At 64.1% G+C, this 19,914-nt stretch carries 19 protein-coding genes; 9 read left to right on the top strand and 10 right to left on the bottom strand.

Annotated features, from left to right (window positions below; translation table 11 throughout):
* Nucleotides 1–23: 23 nt before the first annotated feature.
* The 10 genes from XW59_RS27575 to otnK form a co-directional block, all read right to left on the bottom strand.
* Nucleotides 24–2,300: a N,N-dimethylformamidase beta subunit family domain-containing protein gene (locus tag XW59_RS27575; RefSeq protein ID WP_047148895.1), complete on the bottom strand. Its 2,277-nt coding sequence runs from the start codon at nt 2,298–2,300 to the stop codon at nt 24–26.
* Nucleotides 2,297–2,638: a hypothetical protein gene (locus XW59_RS27570; protein WP_047148896.1), complete on the bottom strand. Its 342-nt coding sequence runs from the start codon at nt 2,636–2,638 to the stop codon at nt 2,297–2,299. The genes XW59_RS27575 and XW59_RS27570 overlap by 4 nt, the downstream gene beginning before the upstream one ends.
* Entirely contained in the window at nt 2,638–3,336 is a 699-nt protein-coding gene (locus XW59_RS27565) for a GntR family transcriptional regulator (RefSeq protein ID WP_246666249.1), read from the bottom strand. Before XW59_RS27565 ends, XW59_RS27570 begins: the two co-directional genes overlap by 1 nt.
* 101 nt (nt 3,337–3,437) lie before the next feature.
* Entirely contained in the window at nt 3,438–4,496 is a 1,059-nt protein-coding gene (locus tag XW59_RS27560; protein WP_052958560.1) for an extracellular solute-binding protein, read from the bottom strand.
* A 41-nt stretch (nt 4,497–4,537) separates the two neighbouring features.
* The gene (locus XW59_RS27555; protein WP_047148898.1) at nt 4,538–5,353 is read right to left on the bottom strand and encodes an ABC transporter permease; all 816 of its coding nucleotides are present in this window, start codon (nt 5,351–5,353) and stop codon (nt 4,538–4,540) included.
* Complete coding sequence (locus tag XW59_RS27550; RefSeq protein WP_047148931.1) at nt 5,350–6,201, bottom strand: ABC transporter permease; 852 nt, start codon at nt 6,199–6,201, stop codon at nt 5,350–5,352. Before XW59_RS27550 ends, XW59_RS27555 begins: the two co-directional genes overlap by 4 nt.
* 53 nt (nt 6,202–6,254) lie before the next feature.
* Nucleotides 6,255–7,406, bottom strand: coding sequence for an ABC transporter ATP-binding protein (locus XW59_RS27545; protein ID WP_246666248.1), 1,152 nt, complete (start codon nt 7,404–7,406; stop codon nt 6,255–6,257).
* 110 nt (nt 7,407–7,516) lie between these two features.
* A complete protein-coding gene (locus XW59_RS27540; protein WP_047148899.1) occupies nt 7,517–8,308 on the bottom strand; it encodes a shikimate dehydrogenase in 792 nt (263 codons plus the stop codon).
* Nucleotides 8,309–8,324: 16 nt separating this feature from the next.
* Complete coding sequence (locus tag XW59_RS27535) at nt 8,325–8,984, bottom strand: class II aldolase/adducin family protein (protein WP_047148900.1); 660 nt, start codon at nt 8,982–8,984, stop codon at nt 8,325–8,327.
* Nucleotides 8,981–10,261, bottom strand: a complete 1,281-nt coding sequence (gene otnK / locus XW59_RS27530) for a 3-oxo-tetronate kinase (RefSeq protein WP_047148901.1) — start codon at nt 10,259–10,261, stop codon at nt 8,981–8,983. The genes XW59_RS27535 and otnK overlap by 4 nt, the downstream gene beginning before the upstream one ends.
* Before the next feature lie 122 nt (nt 10,262–10,383).
* Here otnK and XW59_RS27525 point away from each other — a divergent pair, with 122 nt between their 5' ends.
* The 9 genes from XW59_RS27525 to XW59_RS27485 all read left to right on the top strand — a co-directional run bounded on the left by XW59_RS27525 (nt 10,384) and on the right by XW59_RS27485 (nt 19,707).
* Entirely contained in the window at nt 10,384–11,610 is a 1,227-nt protein-coding gene (locus tag XW59_RS27525; RefSeq protein WP_047148902.1) for an aminotransferase class III-fold pyridoxal phosphate-dependent enzyme, read from the top strand.
* Between the two features lie 83 nt (nt 11,611–11,693).
* Nucleotides 11,694–12,575 (top strand): transketolase, encoded by an 882-nt coding sequence (locus XW59_RS27520; RefSeq protein WP_047148933.1) that lies wholly within the window; start codon nt 11,694–11,696, stop codon nt 12,573–12,575.
* Complete coding sequence (locus XW59_RS27515; protein ID WP_137327112.1) at nt 12,575–13,618, top strand: transketolase C-terminal domain-containing protein; 1,044 nt, start codon at nt 12,575–12,577, stop codon at nt 13,616–13,618. Before XW59_RS27520 ends, XW59_RS27515 begins: the two co-directional genes overlap by 1 nt.
* Before the next feature lie 128 nt (nt 13,619–13,746).
* The gene (locus tag XW59_RS27510; RefSeq protein WP_246666247.1) at nt 13,747–15,300 is read left to right on the top strand and encodes an ABC transporter substrate-binding protein; all 1,554 of its coding nucleotides are present in this window, start codon (nt 13,747–13,749) and stop codon (nt 15,298–15,300) included.
* Nucleotides 15,301–15,318: 18 nt separating this feature from the next.
* A complete protein-coding gene (locus XW59_RS27505; RefSeq protein WP_047148904.1) occupies nt 15,319–16,347 on the top strand; it encodes an ABC transporter permease in 1,029 nt (342 codons plus the stop codon).
* Nucleotides 16,344–17,186, top strand: a complete 843-nt coding sequence (locus tag XW59_RS27500; protein ID WP_047148905.1) for an ABC transporter permease — start codon at nt 16,344–16,346, stop codon at nt 17,184–17,186. The genes XW59_RS27505 and XW59_RS27500 overlap by 4 nt, the downstream gene beginning before the upstream one ends.
* Nucleotides 17,183–18,190: an ABC transporter ATP-binding protein gene (locus XW59_RS27495; RefSeq protein ID WP_047148906.1), complete on the top strand. Its 1,008-nt coding sequence runs from the start codon at nt 17,183–17,185 to the stop codon at nt 18,188–18,190. The genes XW59_RS27500 and XW59_RS27495 overlap by 4 nt, the downstream gene beginning before the upstream one ends.
* Nucleotides 18,187–19,197 carry an ABC transporter ATP-binding protein gene (locus XW59_RS27490; RefSeq protein WP_047148907.1) on the top strand — a complete coding sequence of 337 codons (1,011 nt, stop codon included), beginning with the start codon at nt 18,187–18,189 and terminating at the stop codon, nt 19,195–19,197. Before XW59_RS27495 ends, XW59_RS27490 begins: the two co-directional genes overlap by 4 nt.
* 186 nt (nt 19,198–19,383) lie before the next feature.
* Nucleotides 19,384–19,707 (top strand): hypothetical protein, encoded by a 324-nt coding sequence (locus tag XW59_RS27485; protein WP_136068536.1) that lies wholly within the window; start codon nt 19,384–19,386, stop codon nt 19,705–19,707.
* The last annotated feature ends 207 nt before the right edge of the window (nt 19,708–19,914 follow it).

Genomic DNA, 19,914 nt, shown 5'->3' with positions numbered 1-19,914 from the left:
GCCTCCTCGATCGAAACTTGATTTCAGGCCGCCGGCCGCGGCATCGCGAACGGCTCGTCGGAAAGGAAGCGCCGAACGACGTTGCCCGTCAGTTGGCTGACATTGTTCCGGTAATCGTTGGTGCTGAGCGAGAGCGCGAAGGAAATCGACCCGGTCGCGAAGACCGCGCCGCCATTGGGCGTCTCGAAGAACACCATGTCGGCGCGCACGAGGGCGTTCTGCTCGCCGTCGAGTCCGTGCACCATCGTGCGGAACTCCTCCGGCGTCGGCAGGGCGCCCGTGCCGAGCCCGTGCGAGGTGGCGAGAACGATCGCGTGAGCAGGGCTGCCGAGATCGATGTCGTGCCTGTCGATTTCGATGCCGACGGCTCCTCCGATGCGGACGCCGAAATCGCCGATGCGTTCTTCCTTTTCGATGCCTTCGACGATGAAGGAGACGCGCGGGTCGTCACTGGCGTCGGTTCGCAAATAATAGCCTGGATGGTCGTAGACCATCGCGGCAAAGCCGACGCCGACGAGCTTTTGCGGAGCAAAGCCGCTGTGCCGCCAAAGGGCGGCGGGCTCTCCCGTCCCGGCGAGATGAACTTCGCCGGCTTGAGATTCCCATGTTCGCGTCCCGGCCATGCCACGCCGTACCTCCAGTGCGGCCGGGGCAACGGGATGGAAGGCGCAGCGCCAGTAAAACGAGTTGGCGCCCATGCAAATGTGCCGCCCGCCGGCATTCTGGTATGCCAGCAGGGCGTTCATCATGTTGAACGTGTAATATTCCGGGTGGGTAAGCGTGCAGACCACGCGATAGGGTTCGACGGCACGCACGCCCTCGCGGTCGAGCTCCACATCGGTGATGACGTCGTAGTCGATGCCCTGCTCCTCGAGCCAGTCGATGAAATGGGTGTCGCTGACCAGGTTGAAGGGGTTGGCGCGCGGCCGCATGTTGAGGATCGGCCGCAGCCAGGAACTGTAGCAGCGGCCGCTGCCGTCGACATGCGTGTCGTAGGTCGATTGCGCGAGCTCGGGGTGCTCCTGCAGGTAGAGGTCGTCGAAGGTGAGCTGGAGCACGTGCTCGGTCAGTCCCTGGAAATGGACGTGATAGAGCCGCAGCGCGCTGTTGGCATAGGCGAGATAGGTGGCCGTCGATGCCACCACCGCAAGCCGGGCGCGGGGGCGGCCGATTCCTGGCGTGACGAAGAAGGGGATGAAGCTCTCGACCGCGACATCCCGGGCTCCCCGATCTCCCTCGCCCGGCAGGCGCAGCCGTAGCGCGTAAAAGCCCGAGCGCCAGTCCGCAGGCACGTCGAGCTTCAGCGTCGGCGTCCAGCCGCAATCGTAGAGGTCGTCGGAATGAAAATGGATCGCGCCGTATTCGCGCGGAGCGAGTCGCCAGTCGTGGACCGTTCCACTCCAGTTGACGCCGGTGACGGCGCGACGCGGCAATTGGTGCAGCCGGCCGTGAAGGGCGTTGGCGGAAAGATCGCGCACGACGAGCGTGTCGATCCCGATCGAGAAATCCCAGAACGCGATAACCTCGCTGGAGGGAGCACCAGAGCGCGCCATGGGCTCGATATGGCGCAGCGCCGCGGCGGCGTGGATACCTGCCGCTATCCTTGGCGAATCCAGCTTGCCGTCGAAATGTCCGGCGAGTTTCAGCGGCGAATTGGCGGCCGCGTGGGCGGCCATGACGAAGGGAATGCCTGCGTCGAGGGCCCACTCGCCCGAAACGTCGAACTCGCGTTCGATGATTTCCTCGGGCGTCCCGCCGTCGGCAAGCAGCCATTGCGTGAGCACCGCCTTGCCGGTTTCGGCGGAAAACGAAGCCGAGACCCAGTACCAATGCCGTGGCCGCAAAGGCGCGTCCGTGAAAACTTCGACCGGGCCTTCGGAGGCGGCTCCGAGCCGCAGACAAAGCCCGCGCTGCGGGCTGAGGCACAGGGCGTAGCCAGTCTCGGTCTCGTCACACCAGCGGGCGAGCAGCGTCTGGTTCTCGTCGTCCAGGCGCGTTGGCCAGACATGGCATCCGATCGACCAGGACCCTTGCAAGGCAAGGCGGCCGACATCTTCCACGATCGCCGCCGAGCCGGGCCTGATCTCCTGGTCCGTGCATGGATGCTCGCCATCGACAGGGGAGGGAAGGACCGTGTATCTGAGCCCCGGTCCGCTCGCGTCGGCATCCGCGCAACGAAAGCGTACGATCGCGGCGTCCACGGCTGCTTCGGCTGAACTCAGATGGAAGACGATCCGTTCGCCCGTCGGAACGCTGAGGCGATCGGGATAGCCGAGGAAGCGATTGGTTTCGACGCTCATGATCGTTCCAGGTCGAGAGGGATTCCAGCGATTTCTTTCCAGCGAAGCTGGAAGACGTGCCATTCGGCATCGGCCAATGAACTGAATTCGACGCCTTCGAACAGTTTGACCTTGTCGCCGCGCTTCGGCGGCAATTGTCCGAGTTGCCAGCGCTTTCCGGGTTCGAGGACCAGGAGCACGTAGCGGCCCGCCGTCGGCCCCCATCGCATGCGCACGAGCAGGCGTTGCAGGTCGAGGCTGTAAGGCCCGAGCGGCCTGTCGCGGAACTCGCGCGCCAGGTCGAACCTGGTCGGGTCGAACGTATGCCGTACCGCGTTGGGGTCGCTCGTGTGATCCATTATCCGGCTCTTCGTCCTGTATGGCGCCGAGGCGCCTCATTGTCGGGCGCTTCAGGTACGTCCTTGCCTTCGATCTCTTCGAGATAGCGGAGGAAGTTGCGCCCGCCTTCGATCAGATCCGCCTCGAAGGCCGCGCGTATCGCCTGCGGATCGCGCGCCCTGAGCGCCTTGAGCACGTTCAGATGCTGATGATCGGCGTCATAGGTCGGATGTCCGTAGGGATAGAGGAACGTCAGCAGCGGCCCGATCTGGATCCACAGGCGTTCGAGCATTTCGATCAGATGCGGCATCTCCGACTTGCGATAGACGGAGAAGTGAAAATCGTAATTGGCTTGAAGCGCGGTCGAATAATCCTTGTCGCGCTCCGCGCGCACGAGCACGTCATGAATGGCTGAAAGCTCATCGATGAACGCATCGTCGATATGCGGCAGCGCCTGCAGGGCCGCATGAGGCTCGAGCAGAAGGCGGATATCGCGGATTTCGAGATATTCCTTCAGGTTCACCCGCCGAACCCGGATGTAATAGCCGGGCTTCATCTCCAGCGCGCCGTCCTTGACGAGTTGCAGGAGCGCTTCGCGCACCGGCGTCTCGCTGGTGCCGAGGCTTTGGGCAAGATCGCGGATCTTCAGCCGGTCGCCGGGATGGAAGCGTGCCGACATGAGTTGCTGGCGCAGATGCAGGTAGATCTGCGACGACAAGCTTTTCGTCTGAATATCCGCGAGAGGTTGCATAAGGATCACCGCATTCGCCTGTTGAAGGGACAAGGAGGAGCGTGCGCTTCCTCCTTGTCCCGGTAGTACTACTGAGTAAGCCAGGCGGTCCAGCGATCGCGCAACGTCGCGCGGTTCTCGCCGATCCATTTGAAGTCGGGCTGGACGAGCTTCGAATAGTTCTCCGGCGCGGTTGCGTAGAGGACGCGTTCCTCCGGAGGCATCTTTTCGAGGCCGGCCTTGCTCGACGTGGCATAGTTGACGGCGCGCATGAAGACCGGATGAGCATCGGCATTGCCATAGAAGAAGTCGAGATAGGCAAGCGCGCCGGCGACGTTCGGCCCGTCCTTCATGATCGACATGTAGCCGGTGTCCTTCAGCGCGTCGCCCCAGGCCATCGCCCACGGAGAACCTTCCTTGATCGTCGCCAGGGCGCGGCCGGAATAGGACATGGTCATGACGACCTCCTTGTCGCGCATGATCTGCTGAACCTGATTGCCCGTCTTCCACCAGACCGCGATATGCGGCCTGATCTCATCGAGCTTGGCATAGGCCCTATCGAGGTCCATCGGGAAAAGTTCCGACGGCTTGACGCCGTCCGCCAGCAGCGCGACTGCGGGCACCCACCAGTCGCGATCGCCCGTATCCGGCAGTCCCCGCGGCCCGGGAAACTTTTCCACGTCCCAGAAATCCGCCCAGTTCTCTGGTCCCTCGGGGAATGCTTCCTTGTCGTAGGCGATGAGCATGCCGCCGGTCGTGCGCGCTACGCCATAGGGCTCGCACGCTCCATCGACACCGAACTCGACGACGTTCTTGAGCGCCGAACAATCGATCTCGTGCAGGATCTCGGCTTTGTCGACGAGGTCCGGCCCGGTCGCGGTCACGATGTCGAATTCCATATTTCCGGTGCGGGCCATCGCCTCGGCACGCGCCCACTGGTCTGGCACCTCGATATCGAAGGGGATGACCTCGACGCCGCTCGCCTTGGCGAAGGGGACGTACATATGCTCTTCCAGCATGTTGCGCATCAGGCCACCGGTGGTGGCGATGACGAGCTCCTTGCCGAGATCCTGCGCCTGGGCCGGCGCCAGCGAGAATATTGCCGCAAGCGCGACCGCCGCGGTTGAGAAGACCTTCCTGCTTTCCATGTTCCACTCCGTTTTTATCGTTGGCTGGTTGGACTTGACGATCAGGCCTCCCGCCCGATCGCCTGCATGCGCTGCGCCCGATGGCGCAGCAGCGCCGTGCCGAAGATGATCGCCACGGACGCCAAGGTCAGGATGACGGCTACGGCCGGAATGACCGGCGTGAGGTTCTGCTCGATGTCATCGAACATCATGCGCGGCAGGGTCTTGTCCCTTATGCCGGCGAGGAAGAAGGAAACCACCGGCTCGTCGAACGAGATGATGAAAGCGAAGAGGCCGCCGGAGGCGACATTCGGCAGGATCAGCGGCAGCGTGACCTGATGAAAGGCCGTGAACCGCGACGCGCCGCAGCTCATTGCGGCCGCCTCGAGATCCGCATCGACGCGCGAGAGTGCGGCGGCGACCGTGAACACCACGAAGGGCATCGCCAGCACTGTATGTGCAAGGACGTAGCCGAACATCGTGCCCAGCAGGCCCATGGCGCTCAGGAACATGTAGAGGCTGACCGCGATGGCAATGTGGGGGATCACGATCGGCCCCATCAGCAGAACTTGGAAGACCGAGCCGAAACCGCGCCTGCCGCGCACCATCGCATAGGTCGCCATGGTGCCGATGACGGCGGTAAGTATCGCGGTCAGCGTGGCGACCCTGAGGCTCAGCCAGGTCGCCGCCATCCAGCGCGAATCGCCGAAATAGGTCGAAAACCAATCGAGGGTGAAGCCCTGTGGCGGAAAGGTCAGGTAGGACGGCTCGGAAAACGCCATCGGCAGGATGATGGCAATCGGCACGAGAACGAATGCCAGAACCGCGTAGACATAGGCATTGAGGAACAGGCGGCCGTAGTCCAGTCGCGGGTTCATTCGCGCCCTCCCATGAGCCGGTCGAAGCGCACCGCCTTCGAGAAGATCACCGCGATGAGCGAGACGAACAGCGTGAGAACGCCGACGAGCGCGGCCGCGAACGGCCAGTCGAGAGTCTCGCGGATCTGCTGCGAGACGAGCGTCGCGATCATCATTTCCTGAGGTGAGCCGAGGAGGGCCGGGGTGACGAAGAAGCCGAGCGCGGTGAGGAAGACGAGGATCGACCCGCTGAGCACGCCCGGCAGGCTGAGCGGCAGCATCACCTCCCGGAACGCGCGGCTTCGGCTCGCGCCGAGCACGGCTGCCGCTCGCATGTAGTCGGGCGATATGTTGCGGAGGGCACCGTAGATCGGCAGGATCATGAACGGCATCAGCACATGCGTCATCGCGACGACGACCGCGCCCTGAGTGTAGAGCAGGCGCACGGGCTCCGACGTCAGGCCGAACCATTGCAGGCCCTGGTTGACGAGGCCGTTGCGTTGAAGAAGCACGGCCCAGGCCGCGGTGCGCACCAGCACGCTCGACCAGAAGGGAAGCAGCACGCAGGCCGTGATCAGCACCAGCGTCGGGCCTTTGGCGCGGGTCATCGCATAGGCGACGGGGTAGGAGAAGAGAAGCGTGAGGCCGGTGACGAGCACGGCGATCCAGAGCGTGCGCATCAGAACCAGTGCGTAGACGGGATTGCTGAGCACGCGGCCGTAATTGTCGAATGTCGGCTGCGGTTCAAGCACGCTGATCGCCAGGAGATTGACGATCGGCCAGACGAAGACGAAGCCCATCAGGAGGAAGAACGGCGCCATCAGAAGCAGCGAGCCGAGGCTGCTGATCCTGCGCCCGTCGGACCGCATGAGCCTGGCGAGAGCGCCGGACGCGGTCGCGGGGGGCGTGGCGGCGAAAATGCTCATGCCGCTGCCGCTCCGGCATAGAGGAGGACGGCTTCGGGCGGCACGACGAGGTGAGCCATGTCGCCCGGCCGCAGGTCGGCGACTTCGCTGACGCCCGAAAGCCTCGCGCGAAGCTCCGTGCCGCAGTCGGCCACACCGATGAGAAGGACGGCGGCGCCTGCGTAGACAACGTCTTGGACACGCACCGGAATCGCTCCAGCGGCTCCTTCGGAACCCAGCGAGACCCGTTCCGGGCGAACGGTGGCGACGACGCTTTGTCCGGGGGAGGGCGTGTCGATCAGCGCGGCGGCGGGCAGCCGCCATTCGGGGCCGGCATCGAGCTTTATCGAGGGGGTCTTCCCGGCGGCGGCGAGCCTGCCGGGCAGAAAATTCATCTCGCCGATGAAACCGGCGGTGAACAGGTTTGCGGGGCGCTCATAGAGCTCGGGCGCCGGCCCGATCTGCTGGATGCGCCCATCCTTGAGCACCGCCACCCGGTTTGCCATGGTGAGCGCCTCGGCCTGGTCGTGGGTGACGAAGACGACCGTGATGCCGAGCTCGGAATGCAGCCGCTTTATCTCGAGCTGCATTTCCTCGCGAAGGTTCTTGTCGAGCGCGCTGAGCGGCTCGTCCATCAGCAAGACCCTGGGATGGTAGACGATCGCGCGCGCGAGCGCGACGCGCTGCTGCTGTCCGCCGGAAAGCTGGTTCGGCATGCGGCTTCCGTAACCGGCCAGGCGCACGGTCGCGAGAGCCGCCTCGGCCCTTTTGTGCCGTTCCGGCTTGGAAACGCCACGCATCTTCAGCGGGAAGGCCACATTGTCGAGCACGCTCAGATGCGGGAACAAGGTGTATTTTTGGAACACCATGCCGAGATTGCGTCGATTGGCGGGCGTATAGGTCACGTCCTCACCGCCGATGCGGATGCTGCCCTCCGTGGGGAATTCGAAGCCGGCGATGCTCATGAGAACCGTGGTCTTGCCCGAGCCGCTCGGTCCCAGAAGCGCGAGGAATTCGCCGGCCGCTATGTCGACGCTGAAATGATCGACCGCCGTGACCTGGCCGAAACGCTTGGCAAGGCCGTCGATCGTGATGTTGGCGCCGCTAGCGACCCTTGGCGCGTCCGCCTTCATGCCGACGACCTGCCGTCGCGAGGCGGATTGCGCCATGGCGCGTTCAGCTTTCGGGAGAGGGTGTGAGACCTGTCATGCCTGAAGGAGCAAACCATCGTGCATCTCCGATCGCGTTTTGTTTATATTATATATCATATTTCATACGGCTAGTGAATTTTGAGGAATTTCGCGACGAGATCCATCTGCGCGTCGAGCATTGCCCGTCCCGGCACGACGGCGCGCCCGGCGCGCGAGGCCGTGGCAAGCAGCTTGGTCTCAGGCGGGGTCATGACGATGTCGGCGATCACCGGGGTGTGCTCGACGAGTTCGAGATCGAAGGGCAAGGGATCGTCGGGTTTCATGCCCAGCGACGTGGTGTTGACCAACAAGTCGAACGGTCCTCGTGCCGCATTGCCGGCGTGAACTTCGACCGTGGGGAAGCCCGTCGCGACGGCCCGCGCAAGTTCGCGGGCTTTCGTCCCGTCACGATTCGCGATGGTCAACACGCCAGCACCCGCCGCGGCCAATGCAAACGCGACGGCTCGCCCGGCGCCGCCGGCGCCAAGCTGCAATATGCTCTTGCCGGCGGGCCCGACACCGGCCGCCCGAAGCCCGGTGACGAAGCCGACGCCGTCGAGGTTGGTGCCGATGAGGTTCCCGTCGGCCTCGCGACGCACGAAATTGACCGCGCCGCAGCGGCGTGCCTCCTCGGTGATCGCGTCGAGGTGTCGGATCACGGCTATCTTATGCGGGATCGTCACGCCGAAGCCGGCGACGTTGCTCATAGCGCGTATGCCGTCGAGGACGATGCCGAGATCTTCGGGCGCGACTTGAAGAGGGGCGGCGGCGAAATCGAGGCCTCGCGCCTGAAAATATTCGTTGAGCACCGCGCTCGCTCGCACGTGCCCGACGGGATGCGCGAGCACGAACATGATGCCGGTCTTTCCGGTAATCCGCATCGATGCCTCCGAACGATCAGCCGGGAAGGATGCCCACGCCGTAATTGCCGTAACGCGCGCCGACGCGGGACATTTCCTCCTCGTCGATCAGCACCGGTTCGCCGGCGCTCAGCGCGAGCAGATATTGCCGCGCGAGCGTTTCGAGCTTGATGGTCGCCGCGAGTGCTGCGTCGAGTGATTTGCCCATCGCGATCATGCCGTGATTGGCGAGAAGACAGGCCGTGCGGCCCTGCAATGCCTCGACGGCCGAGGTGGCGAGATCGGCGGTGCCGAAAGTGGCGTAACGCGCGCATCTGATTTCGACGCCACCGAACCCCGCGACCATGTAGTGGAATGCTGGGATCGGCCTGCGTAGGCAGGAGAGGGCCACGCAGGCGTCGGCGTGAGTGTGGACGACGGCGTTAGCGTGCGGGAAGGCCCCGAGGATGGCGGTGTGCATATGCCATTCGCTGGAAGGAATGCCTTCGCCGACGACCTTGCCTCCGCGGGTCAGGCGAACGATACGCCCGGGTGTCAGGTTGCCGCTGTTGCCACCTGTCGGGGTGATGAGGATTTCATCGCCGTCGCGGCAGCTCAGATTTCCGGTGCTGGCGTGATTGAAGCCCTTGTCTTCGAGCAGCTTTACCGCCGTCAGCAGCTTTTCGCGCAATTGCCGCTCCTCGTCACGCATCGTCATTGCACCTCCTCGACCGTCATCTGTTCAAGAACCTGAAGAAACATATCGACCGGCCCGAGCTTGCCGGATTTCAGGCAAAGCCCGATCGGCTCGCCCACCTCGGATGTCGCGCGGGAAACGCCGGGGCCGGCATATCGGCCGATCCGCAGCCGGTCGATGCCGAGGCGCTCCACGACGGTGCCGGACGTCTCGCCACCGGCCACCACGAAGCGCCGCGCGCCCAGTTCACGCAATTCGACCGCCAGTGCGCCGAGGATCGCTTCGGCGAGGCCGGCCGCGCCGTCACGCCCCAGCCTGTCCTGCGCCTCGCGGACTTTCTCGGGCGTTGCCGACGTCGCGATGGCGATGGGGCCCGCCTCGATCCGTGCTCGCGCCCATTCCAGGGCGGAACCTATTGCTTCGTTCCCGCTGGCGACGGAAGTCAGGTCTATCCGAAAAACGGGGCGCGACGCTTCGAAGGCGGCGAGCTGCTCGAAAGTGCGTTCGGCGCAACTGCCCGCAAGCACGACCGCATGCCCACCGACCGCAGGCAGGCGTTGGCTGGACGGTTTCTCGTCGAGCAGGCCGCGCCGGCGCCAGATCGGCGGATAATGTTGCACGACGGGCGAATTGCCGGTGACGACCTTCCAATCCACCGTCAGTTCGGCGATCGCCGTCAGATCCTCCTCATAGATGGCGTCGGCGATGAAATGGTGGAGCCCTCGTGCTCGCTCCTTCTCGACATGCCGGCTCAGCCGCTCCTTGCCCGTGCGAACCAGATGGTGCGGCAGGAGGCCGACCGGCAGCGTGCTCTGCCGTTGCAGGACGCGAACGAGATCCGGATCGGTCATCGGCGTCAGCGGATCGAAACGCTTCGGCGAATCGGAGACCAACTGCGTGCCGACGAAGAGATGGCCGTTATAGACCGTGCGGCCAACCTCGGGTGCCGCCGGGCAGAACATCGTCACCGGTTGACCGGTCAGTTCCAGCAGCCGGTCGGCGACCGGCCCGATGTTGCCTTCATCGGTCGAATCGAAAGTTGCGCAATATTTGAAGAAGAGCTGCCTGGCGCCCAGCGCCAGCAGTGCCCGGGCCGCGTCGTCCGATTTGCGAACGGCGTCCGGCGCGGGGATTACGCGTGTTTTCTGCGCGACCACGACGACAGGCGCCGAACCGACTTCCCCGGCGATCTCGGGATTGGTGACGAATTGCACATCAACGCCCAGCGCGACCAGCATCGATGCCGTTTCCATGCCGCCGGTCAGGTCGTCGGCGATAACCCCGAAGATAGGATGCATGACTTCCTCGCCCTTTCAGACATCGCATTTCGAGCACTTGCGAGACCTATGATACATGATATATCATCTATGACAATCCACTCGAAGCAGTGGTTCGCGGATCGTCGGGAAGGAGACGTTGAATGAACCGGCAAATCATCGAGGCCGATCTGCCTTTGCGCGCCCGCGCGTCCAAGGTCATCCCCGGCGGCATGTGGGGGCATCAGAATGCGGCTCGTCTTCCGGAAGGATATCCGCAGTATTTTTCCCGCGCCCGGGGCTGCAGGACATGGGACGCGAACGGGCGCGGCTATATCGATTTCATGTGCGCCTGGGGGCCGATGATTCTCGGCTACAACGATCCGGACGTCGAAGCCGCCGCCGCCCGTCAGCGTGAATTGGGCGACGGCATGAACGGGCCGAGCGCGCGGCTGGTGGAACTGGCGGAACTCTTCGTCGCCACGGTCCCGCACGCCGACTGGGCGATGTTCTCGAAAAACGGCACCGATGCGACCACGGCCTGCGTGACGATCGCGCGGGCCGGAACCGGCCGGCGCAAGATTCTCCTGGCGCGCGGCGCCTATCACGGCGCGATCCCCTGGTGCACGCCCTCCGTGGCTGGCGTGACGGAGGAGGATCGCGCGCACCTGATCTATTACGACTACAATGACGTCGAGAGCCTAGAAACCGCCGTGCAACAAGCCGGGGGAGACCTCGCTGCAATATTGGCGTCCGCGTTCAAGCATGATCTCGGCAAGGAGCATGTGCTCCCAACCGTCGAATTCGCCCGACGGGCGCGCAGCCTCGCGACGAAGGCGGATGCCGCGCTCATCCTTGACGACGTGCGCGCCGGTTTGCGCCTTCATCTCGGCGGAAGCTGGGAGACCGTCGGCGTCAAGCCGGACCTCGCGGCATGGAGCAAGGCGGTTGCCAACGGACATGCGCTTGCCGCGGTCACCGGCAATGACCGGTTCCGCGAAGCCGCGACCAGAATTTTCACCACCGGCTCGTTCTGGACCGCGGCGGTTTCGATGGCGGCATCGATCGCCACCATAAACAAGCTGCGCGACACCGGAGGGGTCGAACGCATGCGTGCCGTCGGCCAGCGTCTCCGCGACGGGCTCGACAGGCAGGCCGTTCGCCACGGGATGCGTCTGAAGCAGAGCGGGCCGGTGCAGATGCCGGTCTTCCTGTTCGAGGACGATGCCGATCTGAAGATCGGCAACCGGTTCTGTCTGGAGGCGCTGGCGCGCGGCGTCTACATACATCCGACACACACCATGTTCCTGTCGGCGGCACACACGGATGCCGACATCGACGAGGCGCTCGCGGCAACCGACGAGGCGATGTCGATTGTCGCGAAGCTATAGCACTTCACGGTTTGTGTTTGCGGCCTGATTGCCGTTGACGGGTGAGCAAGAAGATATATCATGTATCAGAGGAGGCGACTACGGTGAACCTTGAAAACCGTCGGGGACATGGCCGAAACGTTTCGGAGGAGTTTCTCGCCGATCGCGCAAAATTCATCCGGCTGGAGACGCTGCGCCTGACACGCATCGCCGGCGCCGGCCATTATTCCAGCACCTTTTCCGCGGCCGAGCTGCTCTCCGCGCTCTACTACGCTCATCTGCGCATCGATCCCACCAATCCGAAATGGCCCGACCGCGACCGTTTCGTGCTGAGCAAGGGACACGCCGCGATCGGGCTCTATCCGGTGCTCGCTGACCTGGGTTTTTACGACCCCTCGAAGCTCGACGATTTCACGCGGCTCGGCAGTGCTTTCGGCGACCATCCCGACATGAAGAAGATTCCAGGCATCGACTTCTCGTCCGGCTCGCTCGGCCACGGTCTTTCGATCGCGCTGGGCATGGCTATCGCCGGACGCATGCAGGCGCGCGACTATCGCACCTATTGCATGCTCGGCGACGGCGAGCTCAACGAAGGCCAGATCTGGGAAGCCGCGATGGCCGCAGGCCATTTCAAGCTGCGCGGGCTGATTGCCATCGTCGACCGCAACCAGCTCAGCATCGACGGCCCGACGGAAAAGGTGATGTCGGTCGAACCTATCGACGGGCGCTTCGAGGCGTTCGGATGGGACGTAAAGCGCATCGACGGGCATGATCTCAAAACAATCCTGTCGACGCTCGACGGACTCGCGCCCGCCGGGGAAGGCAAACCGCAGATGATCGTCGCCGACACGATCAAGGGACGCGGGGTCAAGCACATGGAGTTGTCGCTCGATTGGCATGTCGGCAATCTCGTCGGCGCCGATTACGATGACGCTTTCGAGGAGATATCCCAAGGTCTCAAGCCCTATGTCGGGGAGGATGCGTGATGAGCGTGCGAGCAGGCAATGCGGGCCAGGACCAGAGCACGCTCTTCCGGGGCAACGACACCGACATCGCGTTGAAGGACAGCAAATCCGTGCGCGGCACGCCGGCCAAGGCGATGCCCGCATTCATTCTCGGCGAGGAACTTGCCGACCTGGCCGAAAACGACCCGCGCATTGTCGTCGCGACCGCGGATCTGGCGAATTCCAGCCGTACCCGCGATTTTGCCAATCGCCATCCGGACCGCTTCATCGATTTTGGAATAGCCGAACGCAACATGATCACCGCGGCCGCCGGCCTCGCCTCTTGCGGCATGGTGCCTTACGTCGCGACCTTCGCTTCGTTCTGCGGCATTCTGGCCGCGGAGGCGATCCGCACCGACTGCGCCTATCCGCGCATGCCGGTACGCATCATCGGCCATCACTCGGGCATCTCGATGGGCTTCTACGGAACCAGCCATCACTCGCTGGAAGACATCGGAATGATGCGCACGATCGCTGATCTGACGGTTGTCTGTGCGGCGGACGCCAACCAGTTGCGGGCGATCCTGCGCGCCTCGGTCGATCATCCGGGCGCAATGTACATTCGGCTCGGCCGCGGCCGCGACGCGGAAGTCTACGGCGAGGTTCCCTCGGACTTCCGTTTCGGCAAGGCCAAGACACTTCGCGAAGGCCGCGATCTGACGATCGTCACGACGGGATCCCAGGTGCATGCGAGCCTGGCGGCCGCCGATGCGCTGAAGGCCGAAGGCAAGAGCGTGCGCGTCGTCGACATGCACACGATCAAGCCGCTCGACGTCGACGCGGTGCGGGCGGCGGCGCGCGAGACGGCTGCCATCCTCACGGTCGAGGAGCACAATGTCATCGGCGGTCTTGGCAGCGCGGTGGCCGAAGTGATCGCCGGCGGGCCGGCCATTCCGTTCCGTCGCCACGGCATCGATGACGAGTTTTCACTGATCGGGCCGCCTGCCGCGCTCTATGCGCATTATGGCCTCGACGCCGAGGGCGTCACCCGCGCGGCGCGCGGGCTTCTGAACGAGATGAACTGAACGAAAAGGCGGATCAACCGCCAGGGAACGAAACAGAGCGCGGGGCGATCGGTCGGACCGACGCCTTGCGGCATCAATGGGAGATAAGGATGCTACGGAGCTTGTTTGCGAATTGCCGAACGGCAACATTGGGCGTTGCGGCAACCGCCATCATTTCGGCCACGCCGGCGCATGCGCAGGAGCAGCCGCTGATCATCGCGCGGCATCTCGAGATCAACTCGCTCGACCCATCGCGGGCGTTTTGCGACACCTGCCAGATCTATCTCAGTTCGACATATCAGGGGCTCGTCGCACTCGGTGCCGACAACAAGTCGATCGAGCCGCAGCTGGCCGAAAGCTGGGAGGTGAATGACGACCAGACCGTCTTCACGTTCATGCTCTCACCCGATGCCGTCTTCTCCGATGGCAGCCCGGTCGAGGCGAAGGACGTCAAATGGAGCTTCGAGCGGCTGAAGAACCTGAAGGCGGACGCGTCCTTCATGATGAGCCTCGTCAAGTCGATCGAGACGCCGGACGAGAAAACGGTCGTCGTCACGATGGAAAGCCCGAACTCAGAATTTTTGGGCGTCCTGACCGCTCCCTATACCGGCATCGTCAACAGCGATGTCGCGAGCGAGGCCGGCGCTTCGGCCGCGGAGGATGCGGCGACGGCCGACACCGCCGAAAGCTGGTTTCAGGCCAATTCGGCCGGCAGCGGCCCTTACATGCTGAAATCCTACGCGCCTGACGACGAGCTGCGTTTCGTGCGCAATGAGAAATTCTGGGGCGAGAAGCCGGCGATCGCCGAGATCGTCATCGACGAGACGGCCGATGCGGTGTCGCAGGCCCAGGCTCTGCAGAGCGGCGCCGCCGACATCGCCATGCAGATCGATCCCGACACGTCGAAGACGATCGCGTCCCCCGACCTGACGCTGGAGACCGTGCCTTCCTACAATTTCATCTATGTGATGTTCAGCCCCGGCGCGGAAGGCAACAAGGTTCCGCTGACCAAGGAGGTGCGCCAGGCGCTCGCATATGCGATCGACTACGAGGGACTGATCCAGTTCACGGTCGGCGGCGAAGGGAAGCCGCAGGCCTCGCCGATCCCGAACGGCTTCCCCGGAACCGCCGATCTGCCGATGCCGGTTGAGGATCTGGAGAAGGCGAAGGCGATGCTGGCCGAGGCCGGGCTCGCCGACGGCTTCGAGCTCGACGCGCCGGTGGCGCAGCTCAACGTCTACGGCGTCGATCTGGTCCTGCTTATGCAGAAGATCCAGCAGGATCTGGCGCGCGTGAACGTAAAGCTGAACATCCAGCCGGTCGCCTCGGCGGTGTGGCGGGAGCAGGTGGCGAAGCCGGGGGCGCCCTTCTCGGCGCGCTTCTACGCGCCCGATTATTTCGGGTCCGCGCAATATGTCCAGTTCTTCGGCATGGTGCCGGACTCCTTCTGGCTGACCCGTGCGAGTCAGGGCAAGGAAGACCTGCTCAACCAGAAGGAAGCGGAACTGCTGGGCAAGGCGCTCGCCGCGCCCGATGCCGAACGCGAGACGATCTATCGCGACATCGCGCTGGAGATGATCGACGACCGGATCATCATCCCGGTCGTCAGCCCCAACCTCGTTCTCGCCCACAGGAACGACGTGGCCGGCGTCCGCTACAGCGCCTGCTGCAACCTTCCGCTCGCCGAACTGAGCCGGAAATAGGCGAAGGAGGGGCGTCGCATGATCGGTTACGTCGCCAAACGGCTGATCACGATGCCCCTGCTTCTGCTCGGGGTCATCACCGTCGCCTTCCTGCTGTCGCATTTTACCAATGCCGACCCACTGACCTCGATCGTCGGCGAAAGGCAGATGGGCAACCAGGCGGTGGTGCAAGCGGCGAAGGAACGCTGGGGGCTGGACCGCAGCCTGCCGGAGCAATATCTGATCTACCTGAAGAACCTCCTCACGGGCGATTTCGGCGTTTCCTTTCGCACCAAGCAGCCGGTCTCGCAGGACCTGCTGGCGCGTCTTCCGGCGACGCTCGAGCTGGTCATCGCGGCAATGCTGGTCGGAGCCGTCACCGGGGTCACGCTGGGGGTCATGGCGGCGAATTTCCGCGATCGCCTGACCGATCACTTCGCGCGCCTGTTCGCGCTCGTCGGCTCGTCGATCCCGGTTTTCTGGTCGGGCCTGATCCTGCTCTACATTTTCTCGGTCAGCCTCGGCTGGCTGCCGGGACCGGGGAGGCTGAATCCTCGCATCGAGGCGCCGCCTTTCGTCACCGGCTTCTATACGGTGGACAGTCTGATCGCGGGCGACTGGTCGAAATTCGTCGACGCGGCGACGCATCTCATTCTTCCCGCCCTGGCGCTCGGATGGACGGTGACCGGCATCGTCTCGCGCATGGTGCGCGGGTCGATGCTCGACGTGCTGCAGCAGGACTTCATCACAGCCGCCCGCGCCAAGGGCGCAAGCCGCATGCGCATCCTGCTCAACCATGCGCTGCGCAACGCGTTCCTTCCGACGCTGACGATCCTCGGTTTCTCGTTCGCCTATCTGATAACCGGCGCGATCCTGACGGAGACCATTTTCTCCTGGCCGGGCATCGGCTCCTACGCGGTCGCCGCCGCCCGAGGCCTCGATCATCCGGCCATCATCGGCGTGACGATCGTCGGCGGCGCCGCGTTCCTGCTTGCCAATCTCGCCACGGATCTCGCCTATCTCGCGGTCGACCCGCGGGTTCGGCTCGGGGGGCAGTCAGAGCGATGAGCATCACCTCCCTGTCCGCGCCGCGTTTCCACAGGCCCGAATGGGCAACCGCCCCGGTCATACTGGGGGCTGTCATCGCGTTGTTCTGGGTCGTCACGCTCCTCACCGTGCATTGGTGGACGCCATACGATCCCACCATGCTCGCCGGCATGCGGTTCTCGCCGCCGACATGGGAGAACTGGCTTGGCACCGACGCGCTCGGCCGCGACGTGTTCTCGCGCTCGCTCTATGGCGTGCGCCAATCCCTGCCGATCGCTATCGCGGTCATTGGATGCGCGGTGCTGATCGGGGCCGTGCTCGGCGCGCTCGCCGGCTATCTCGGAGGCCTCGTCGACGAAATCATCATGCGCGCGGTGGACGTGACCTTGTCGTTTCCGCCGATCCTGCTTGCCATGGCCGTGACGGCCTCGCTCGGGCCGGGCCTGCGCAACGCGGCCATCGCCATGGTGATCGTGTGGTGGCCGATCTATGCGCGGCTCATGCGCGCCCAGGTCCTCGCGATAAGGGAGCGCGAGCATGTCGAGGCGGCCGTCGCGTCGGGCGCGGGGCCGGCTCGCGTCCTCTTCAAGCATATCCTTCCCCTTTGCTGGAGCCCGATCATCGTCAACGCGACGATGGATTTCGGCCAGATCGTGCTCCTCGCGGCAAGCCTCAGCTTCATCGGCCTCGGCGCGGTTCCGCCCACGCCGGAATGGGGGCAGATGATCTCCGAGGGCGCGCTGCATTTCTATCGCTGGTGGATTGCGGCGGGCCCCGGCCTGGCGATCCTCAGCATCGTGCTCGCCTTCAATTTCCTCGGCGACGGGCTGCGAGACATACTCGATCCGAGGTCGAAATGAGTGACGAGGCTCTGCTTTCCATCCGCGACCTTCAGGTCTCGTTCGCCGGAAGGGCCGGTGGCAGGCTGACGGCGGTGAGGGGCGTGAACGTCAGCGTTGATCCGGGGGAGGTGCTCGGGCTCGTCGGCGAATCCGGTTCGGGCAAGAGCGCGACCATGATGGCCGTCATGGGCCTTCTTCCCGGCTCCGCGCGCATCGAAGGCTCCGTCAGGTTCCGGGGCGACGAGCTGGTCGGGCGGCCTGAGCGGTTTCTGCGAGGTATCAGGGGCAAGCGCATCGGCATGATCTTCCAGGATCCGATGACTTCTCTTGATCCCCTTTTGAGCATCGGCGCCCAGATCGCGGAGGCCGTGCGCATTCACGACCGCGGCATTGGCGCAAGGCAAGCCATGGAGCGGGCGATCGAACTGCTGGCCACAGTCTCCATCCCATCGCCGCGTCAGCGCGCGGCGCAGTATCCGCACGAGTTTTCCGGCGGCATGCGCCAGCGCGTGGTGATCGCCATGGCCATTGCCAACGATCCCGATCTCCTGATCGCCGACGAGCCGACGACCGCGCTGGATGTGACCATCCAGGCACAGATCATGGAATTGTTGCAGCGGCTCTGCGCGGAACGGAAGATGGGGCTTGTGCTCGTTACCCACGACCTCGGCGTCGTAGCCGGCGCGGCGCACAACATGGCGGTGATGTATGCCGGCAGGATCGTCGACTACGGCCCGGTGAACGATATCCTGACGAGCGCCCGCCACCCCTATACGCGCGCACTTCTCGACAGCCTGCCGAGGGTCGATCGCCGGGTTGAGCACCTCGACGCGATCGCCGGCGCGCCGCCGTCGCTGTTCTCCATTCCCGGCGGCTGCGCGTTCCATCCAAGATGCAGGATAGCGATGGAGCGCTGCCGGATCGAGCAGCCGCCGGATCGTGATTTCGGGATCGAGCGCGTCGCCTGCCACCGCGCCGAACAGGTCGGCGGATATTTTTCAGCCCGTCAGGGGACGTCATGAACGGGCCGCTCAACCAAGCCGCCGACAGGGCTCCCCTGTTGCAGGTACGTGGGCTGGTGAAGGAATTCCCGGGCGGTGGCGGCTTCTCCTTCGGCGGCGGCGCGCGAACGATCCAGGCGGTCTCCGACGTGTCCTTCGATCTTTTCCGCGGGGAAACGCTCGGCCTCGTCGGTGAATCGGGCTGCGGAAAATCGACTCTGGCCCGTTCGATCGCCAGGCTCACGCGGCCGACGGGTGGCTCGGTCTGGTTCAAGGAACGGGACATTGCGAAGCTCACGCAGGCCGAAATGCGGCCGCTTCGCAAGAACCTCCAGTTCGTCTTCCAGAACCCGCAGGCTTCCCTCCACCCGTCGATGCGTGCTCACGACATCGTCGCCGAGCCGCTTCGCCTTCTGAACCTGACGAGGAAGGAGGTCGACCGTCGCGTCGCCGAGCTGCTGGAGCAGGTCAACCTCGCGCCCGAACATGCCTCGCGCTATCCGCACGAGTTTTCCGGCGGCCAGCGCCAGCGCATCGGCATCGCCCGCGCGCTCGCCGTCAAGCCCGACCTGATCATTCTCGACGAGCCGGTTTCCGCCCTCGACGTATCGATCCAGGCCGGCATTCTGAACCTCCTGAAGGAAATTCAGAAGTCGACCGGTATCGCCTATCTCTTCATCTCGCACGACCTGTCGGTGGTGAGGCATCTGTGCGACCGTGTCGCCGTGATGTATCTCGGCAAGATAGTGGAGCTCGCCGAGCGTGACGTGCTCTATGAAAGCCCGCGCCATCCTTATACCAAGTCGCTGCTTTCCGCCGTTCCCCTCCACGATCCGAAGCTGGAAAAGATGCGCGAGCGCATCGTGCTCAAGGGCGATGTGCCCAGTCCAGCCGCCCCTCCCGCCGGCTGCAGGTTTCATACCCGCTGTTTTCGCCGGGAAGCCCTGTGCAGCATGGAAGAACCCGCACTGGTCGCGGGATCGACAGGACAGAAATATGCCTGTCACTATCCGCTGGGCGATCGATAACTTCGTTCGGACGGCGACACTTCTCCTGCGATCGGCATTCCTCGCGCTCCCGACGCGGCGGGCGCCTGCCATGCCATATTTTTTCCAGCCGATGAAATAACCGGCACGGTGCTCCGTTTACCGGGCTGGATCGCTGCGGAGATCGGCTTCGCAGATCCTTCAGCCGAAACATACGGAGACCCAGCCATGCCGAACCCATCGAATAAAACGAAGGCAGCAGCCATGACCTTGTGTGCAGCCATTGCGCTCCTTGAGCTTGGTGGCAATGCCAAAGCATTGGACACAAAGGAAAATCTCGAGAGATGGACCGAGAAGCTCGAGTTTGACGGCGTCCTGCCGGATCGGCCGAAGCTCGTCGGCGACCGTCTTGTCTGGCGCGACCATTCGCTGTCCGAACTCTGCGCGGAACTGCGCGGCACGTTCAGGAAACTCGGCGGTCGTCCGGAATACATGTGCAGGATTCCGCATCTCGCGAGGGAAACGGCCAGCGACGAAGCCGCCGGGGAATAAGACGCGAGGTCGCCCGTTTTCGACAATGAGGTCGACATCGCAAGGGCGTTTCGCCGGCCTCGCTCGTCAAATGAACCAGAGGAGATTTCGATGAAACATGACAGCACCAAAGACCGCACGACCTCTGCCGAAGGCGTCATCGGACGGCGTCGGGCCTTGAAGCAGATCGGCCTGCTCGCGGCGGCGGCGTACTCCGCTCCGGTCCTG

The organism is Aquamicrobium sp. LC103 (assembly GCF_001014615.2).
Taxonomy (GTDB): domain Bacteria; phylum Pseudomonadota; class Alphaproteobacteria; order Rhizobiales; family Rhizobiaceae; genus LBCQ02.
Note: the sequence above shows the minus strand (reverse complement) of the source record. Positions and strands in the feature narration are given on the sequence as shown.

Excerpts from the sequence above, each read along its gene's own strand:
- XW59_RS27490 (WP_047148907.1), top strand. The coding sequence starts at position 18,187 with ATGAACGGGCCGCTCAACCAAGCCGCCGACAGGGCTCCCCTGTTGCAG.
- XW59_RS27570 (WP_047148896.1), bottom strand. The coding sequence starts at position 2,638 with ATGGATCACACGAGCGACCCCAACGCGGTACGGCATACGTTCGACCCG.
- XW59_RS27545 (WP_246666248.1), bottom strand. The coding sequence starts at position 7,406 with ATGGCGCAATCCGCCTCGCGACGGCAGGTCGTCGGCATGAAGGCGGAC.
- otnK (WP_047148901.1), bottom strand. The coding sequence starts at position 10,261 with ATGCATCCTATCTTCGGGGTTATCGCCGACGACCTGACCGGCGGCATG.
- XW59_RS27550 (WP_047148931.1), bottom strand. The coding sequence starts at position 6,201 with ATGCGGTCCGACGGGCGCAGGATCAGCAGCCTCGGCTCGCTGCTTCTG.
- XW59_RS27575 (WP_047148895.1), bottom strand. The coding sequence starts at position 2,300 with ATGAGCGTCGAAACCAATCGCTTCCTCGGCTATCCCGATCGCCTCAGC.
- XW59_RS27525 (WP_047148902.1), top strand. The coding sequence starts at position 10,384 with ATGAACCGGCAAATCATCGAGGCCGATCTGCCTTTGCGCGCCCGCGCG.
- XW59_RS27540 (WP_047148899.1), bottom strand. The coding sequence starts at position 8,308 with ATGCGGATTACCGGAAAGACCGGCATCATGTTCGTGCTCGCGCATCCC.
- XW59_RS27495 (WP_047148906.1), top strand. The coding sequence starts at position 17,183 with ATGAGTGACGAGGCTCTGCTTTCCATCCGCGACCTTCAGGTCTCGTTC.
- XW59_RS27560 (WP_052958560.1), bottom strand. The coding sequence starts at position 4,496 with ATGGAAAGCAGGAAGGTCTTCTCAACCGCGGCGGTCGCGCTTGCGGCA.
- XW59_RS27555 (WP_047148898.1), bottom strand. The coding sequence starts at position 5,353 with ATGAACCCGCGACTGGACTACGGCCGCCTGTTCCTCAATGCCTATGTC.
- XW59_RS27515 (WP_137327112.1), top strand. The coding sequence starts at position 12,575 with ATGAGCGTGCGAGCAGGCAATGCGGGCCAGGACCAGAGCACGCTCTTC.
- XW59_RS27505 (WP_047148904.1), top strand. The coding sequence starts at position 15,319 with ATGATCGGTTACGTCGCCAAACGGCTGATCACGATGCCCCTGCTTCTG.
- XW59_RS27485 (WP_136068536.1), top strand. The coding sequence starts at position 19,384 with ATGCCGAACCCATCGAATAAAACGAAGGCAGCAGCCATGACCTTGTGT.
- XW59_RS27535 (WP_047148900.1), bottom strand. The coding sequence starts at position 8,984 with ATGACGATGCGTGACGAGGAGCGGCAATTGCGCGAAAAGCTGCTGACG.
- XW59_RS27500 (WP_047148905.1), top strand. The coding sequence starts at position 16,344 with ATGAGCATCACCTCCCTGTCCGCGCCGCGTTTCCACAGGCCCGAATGG.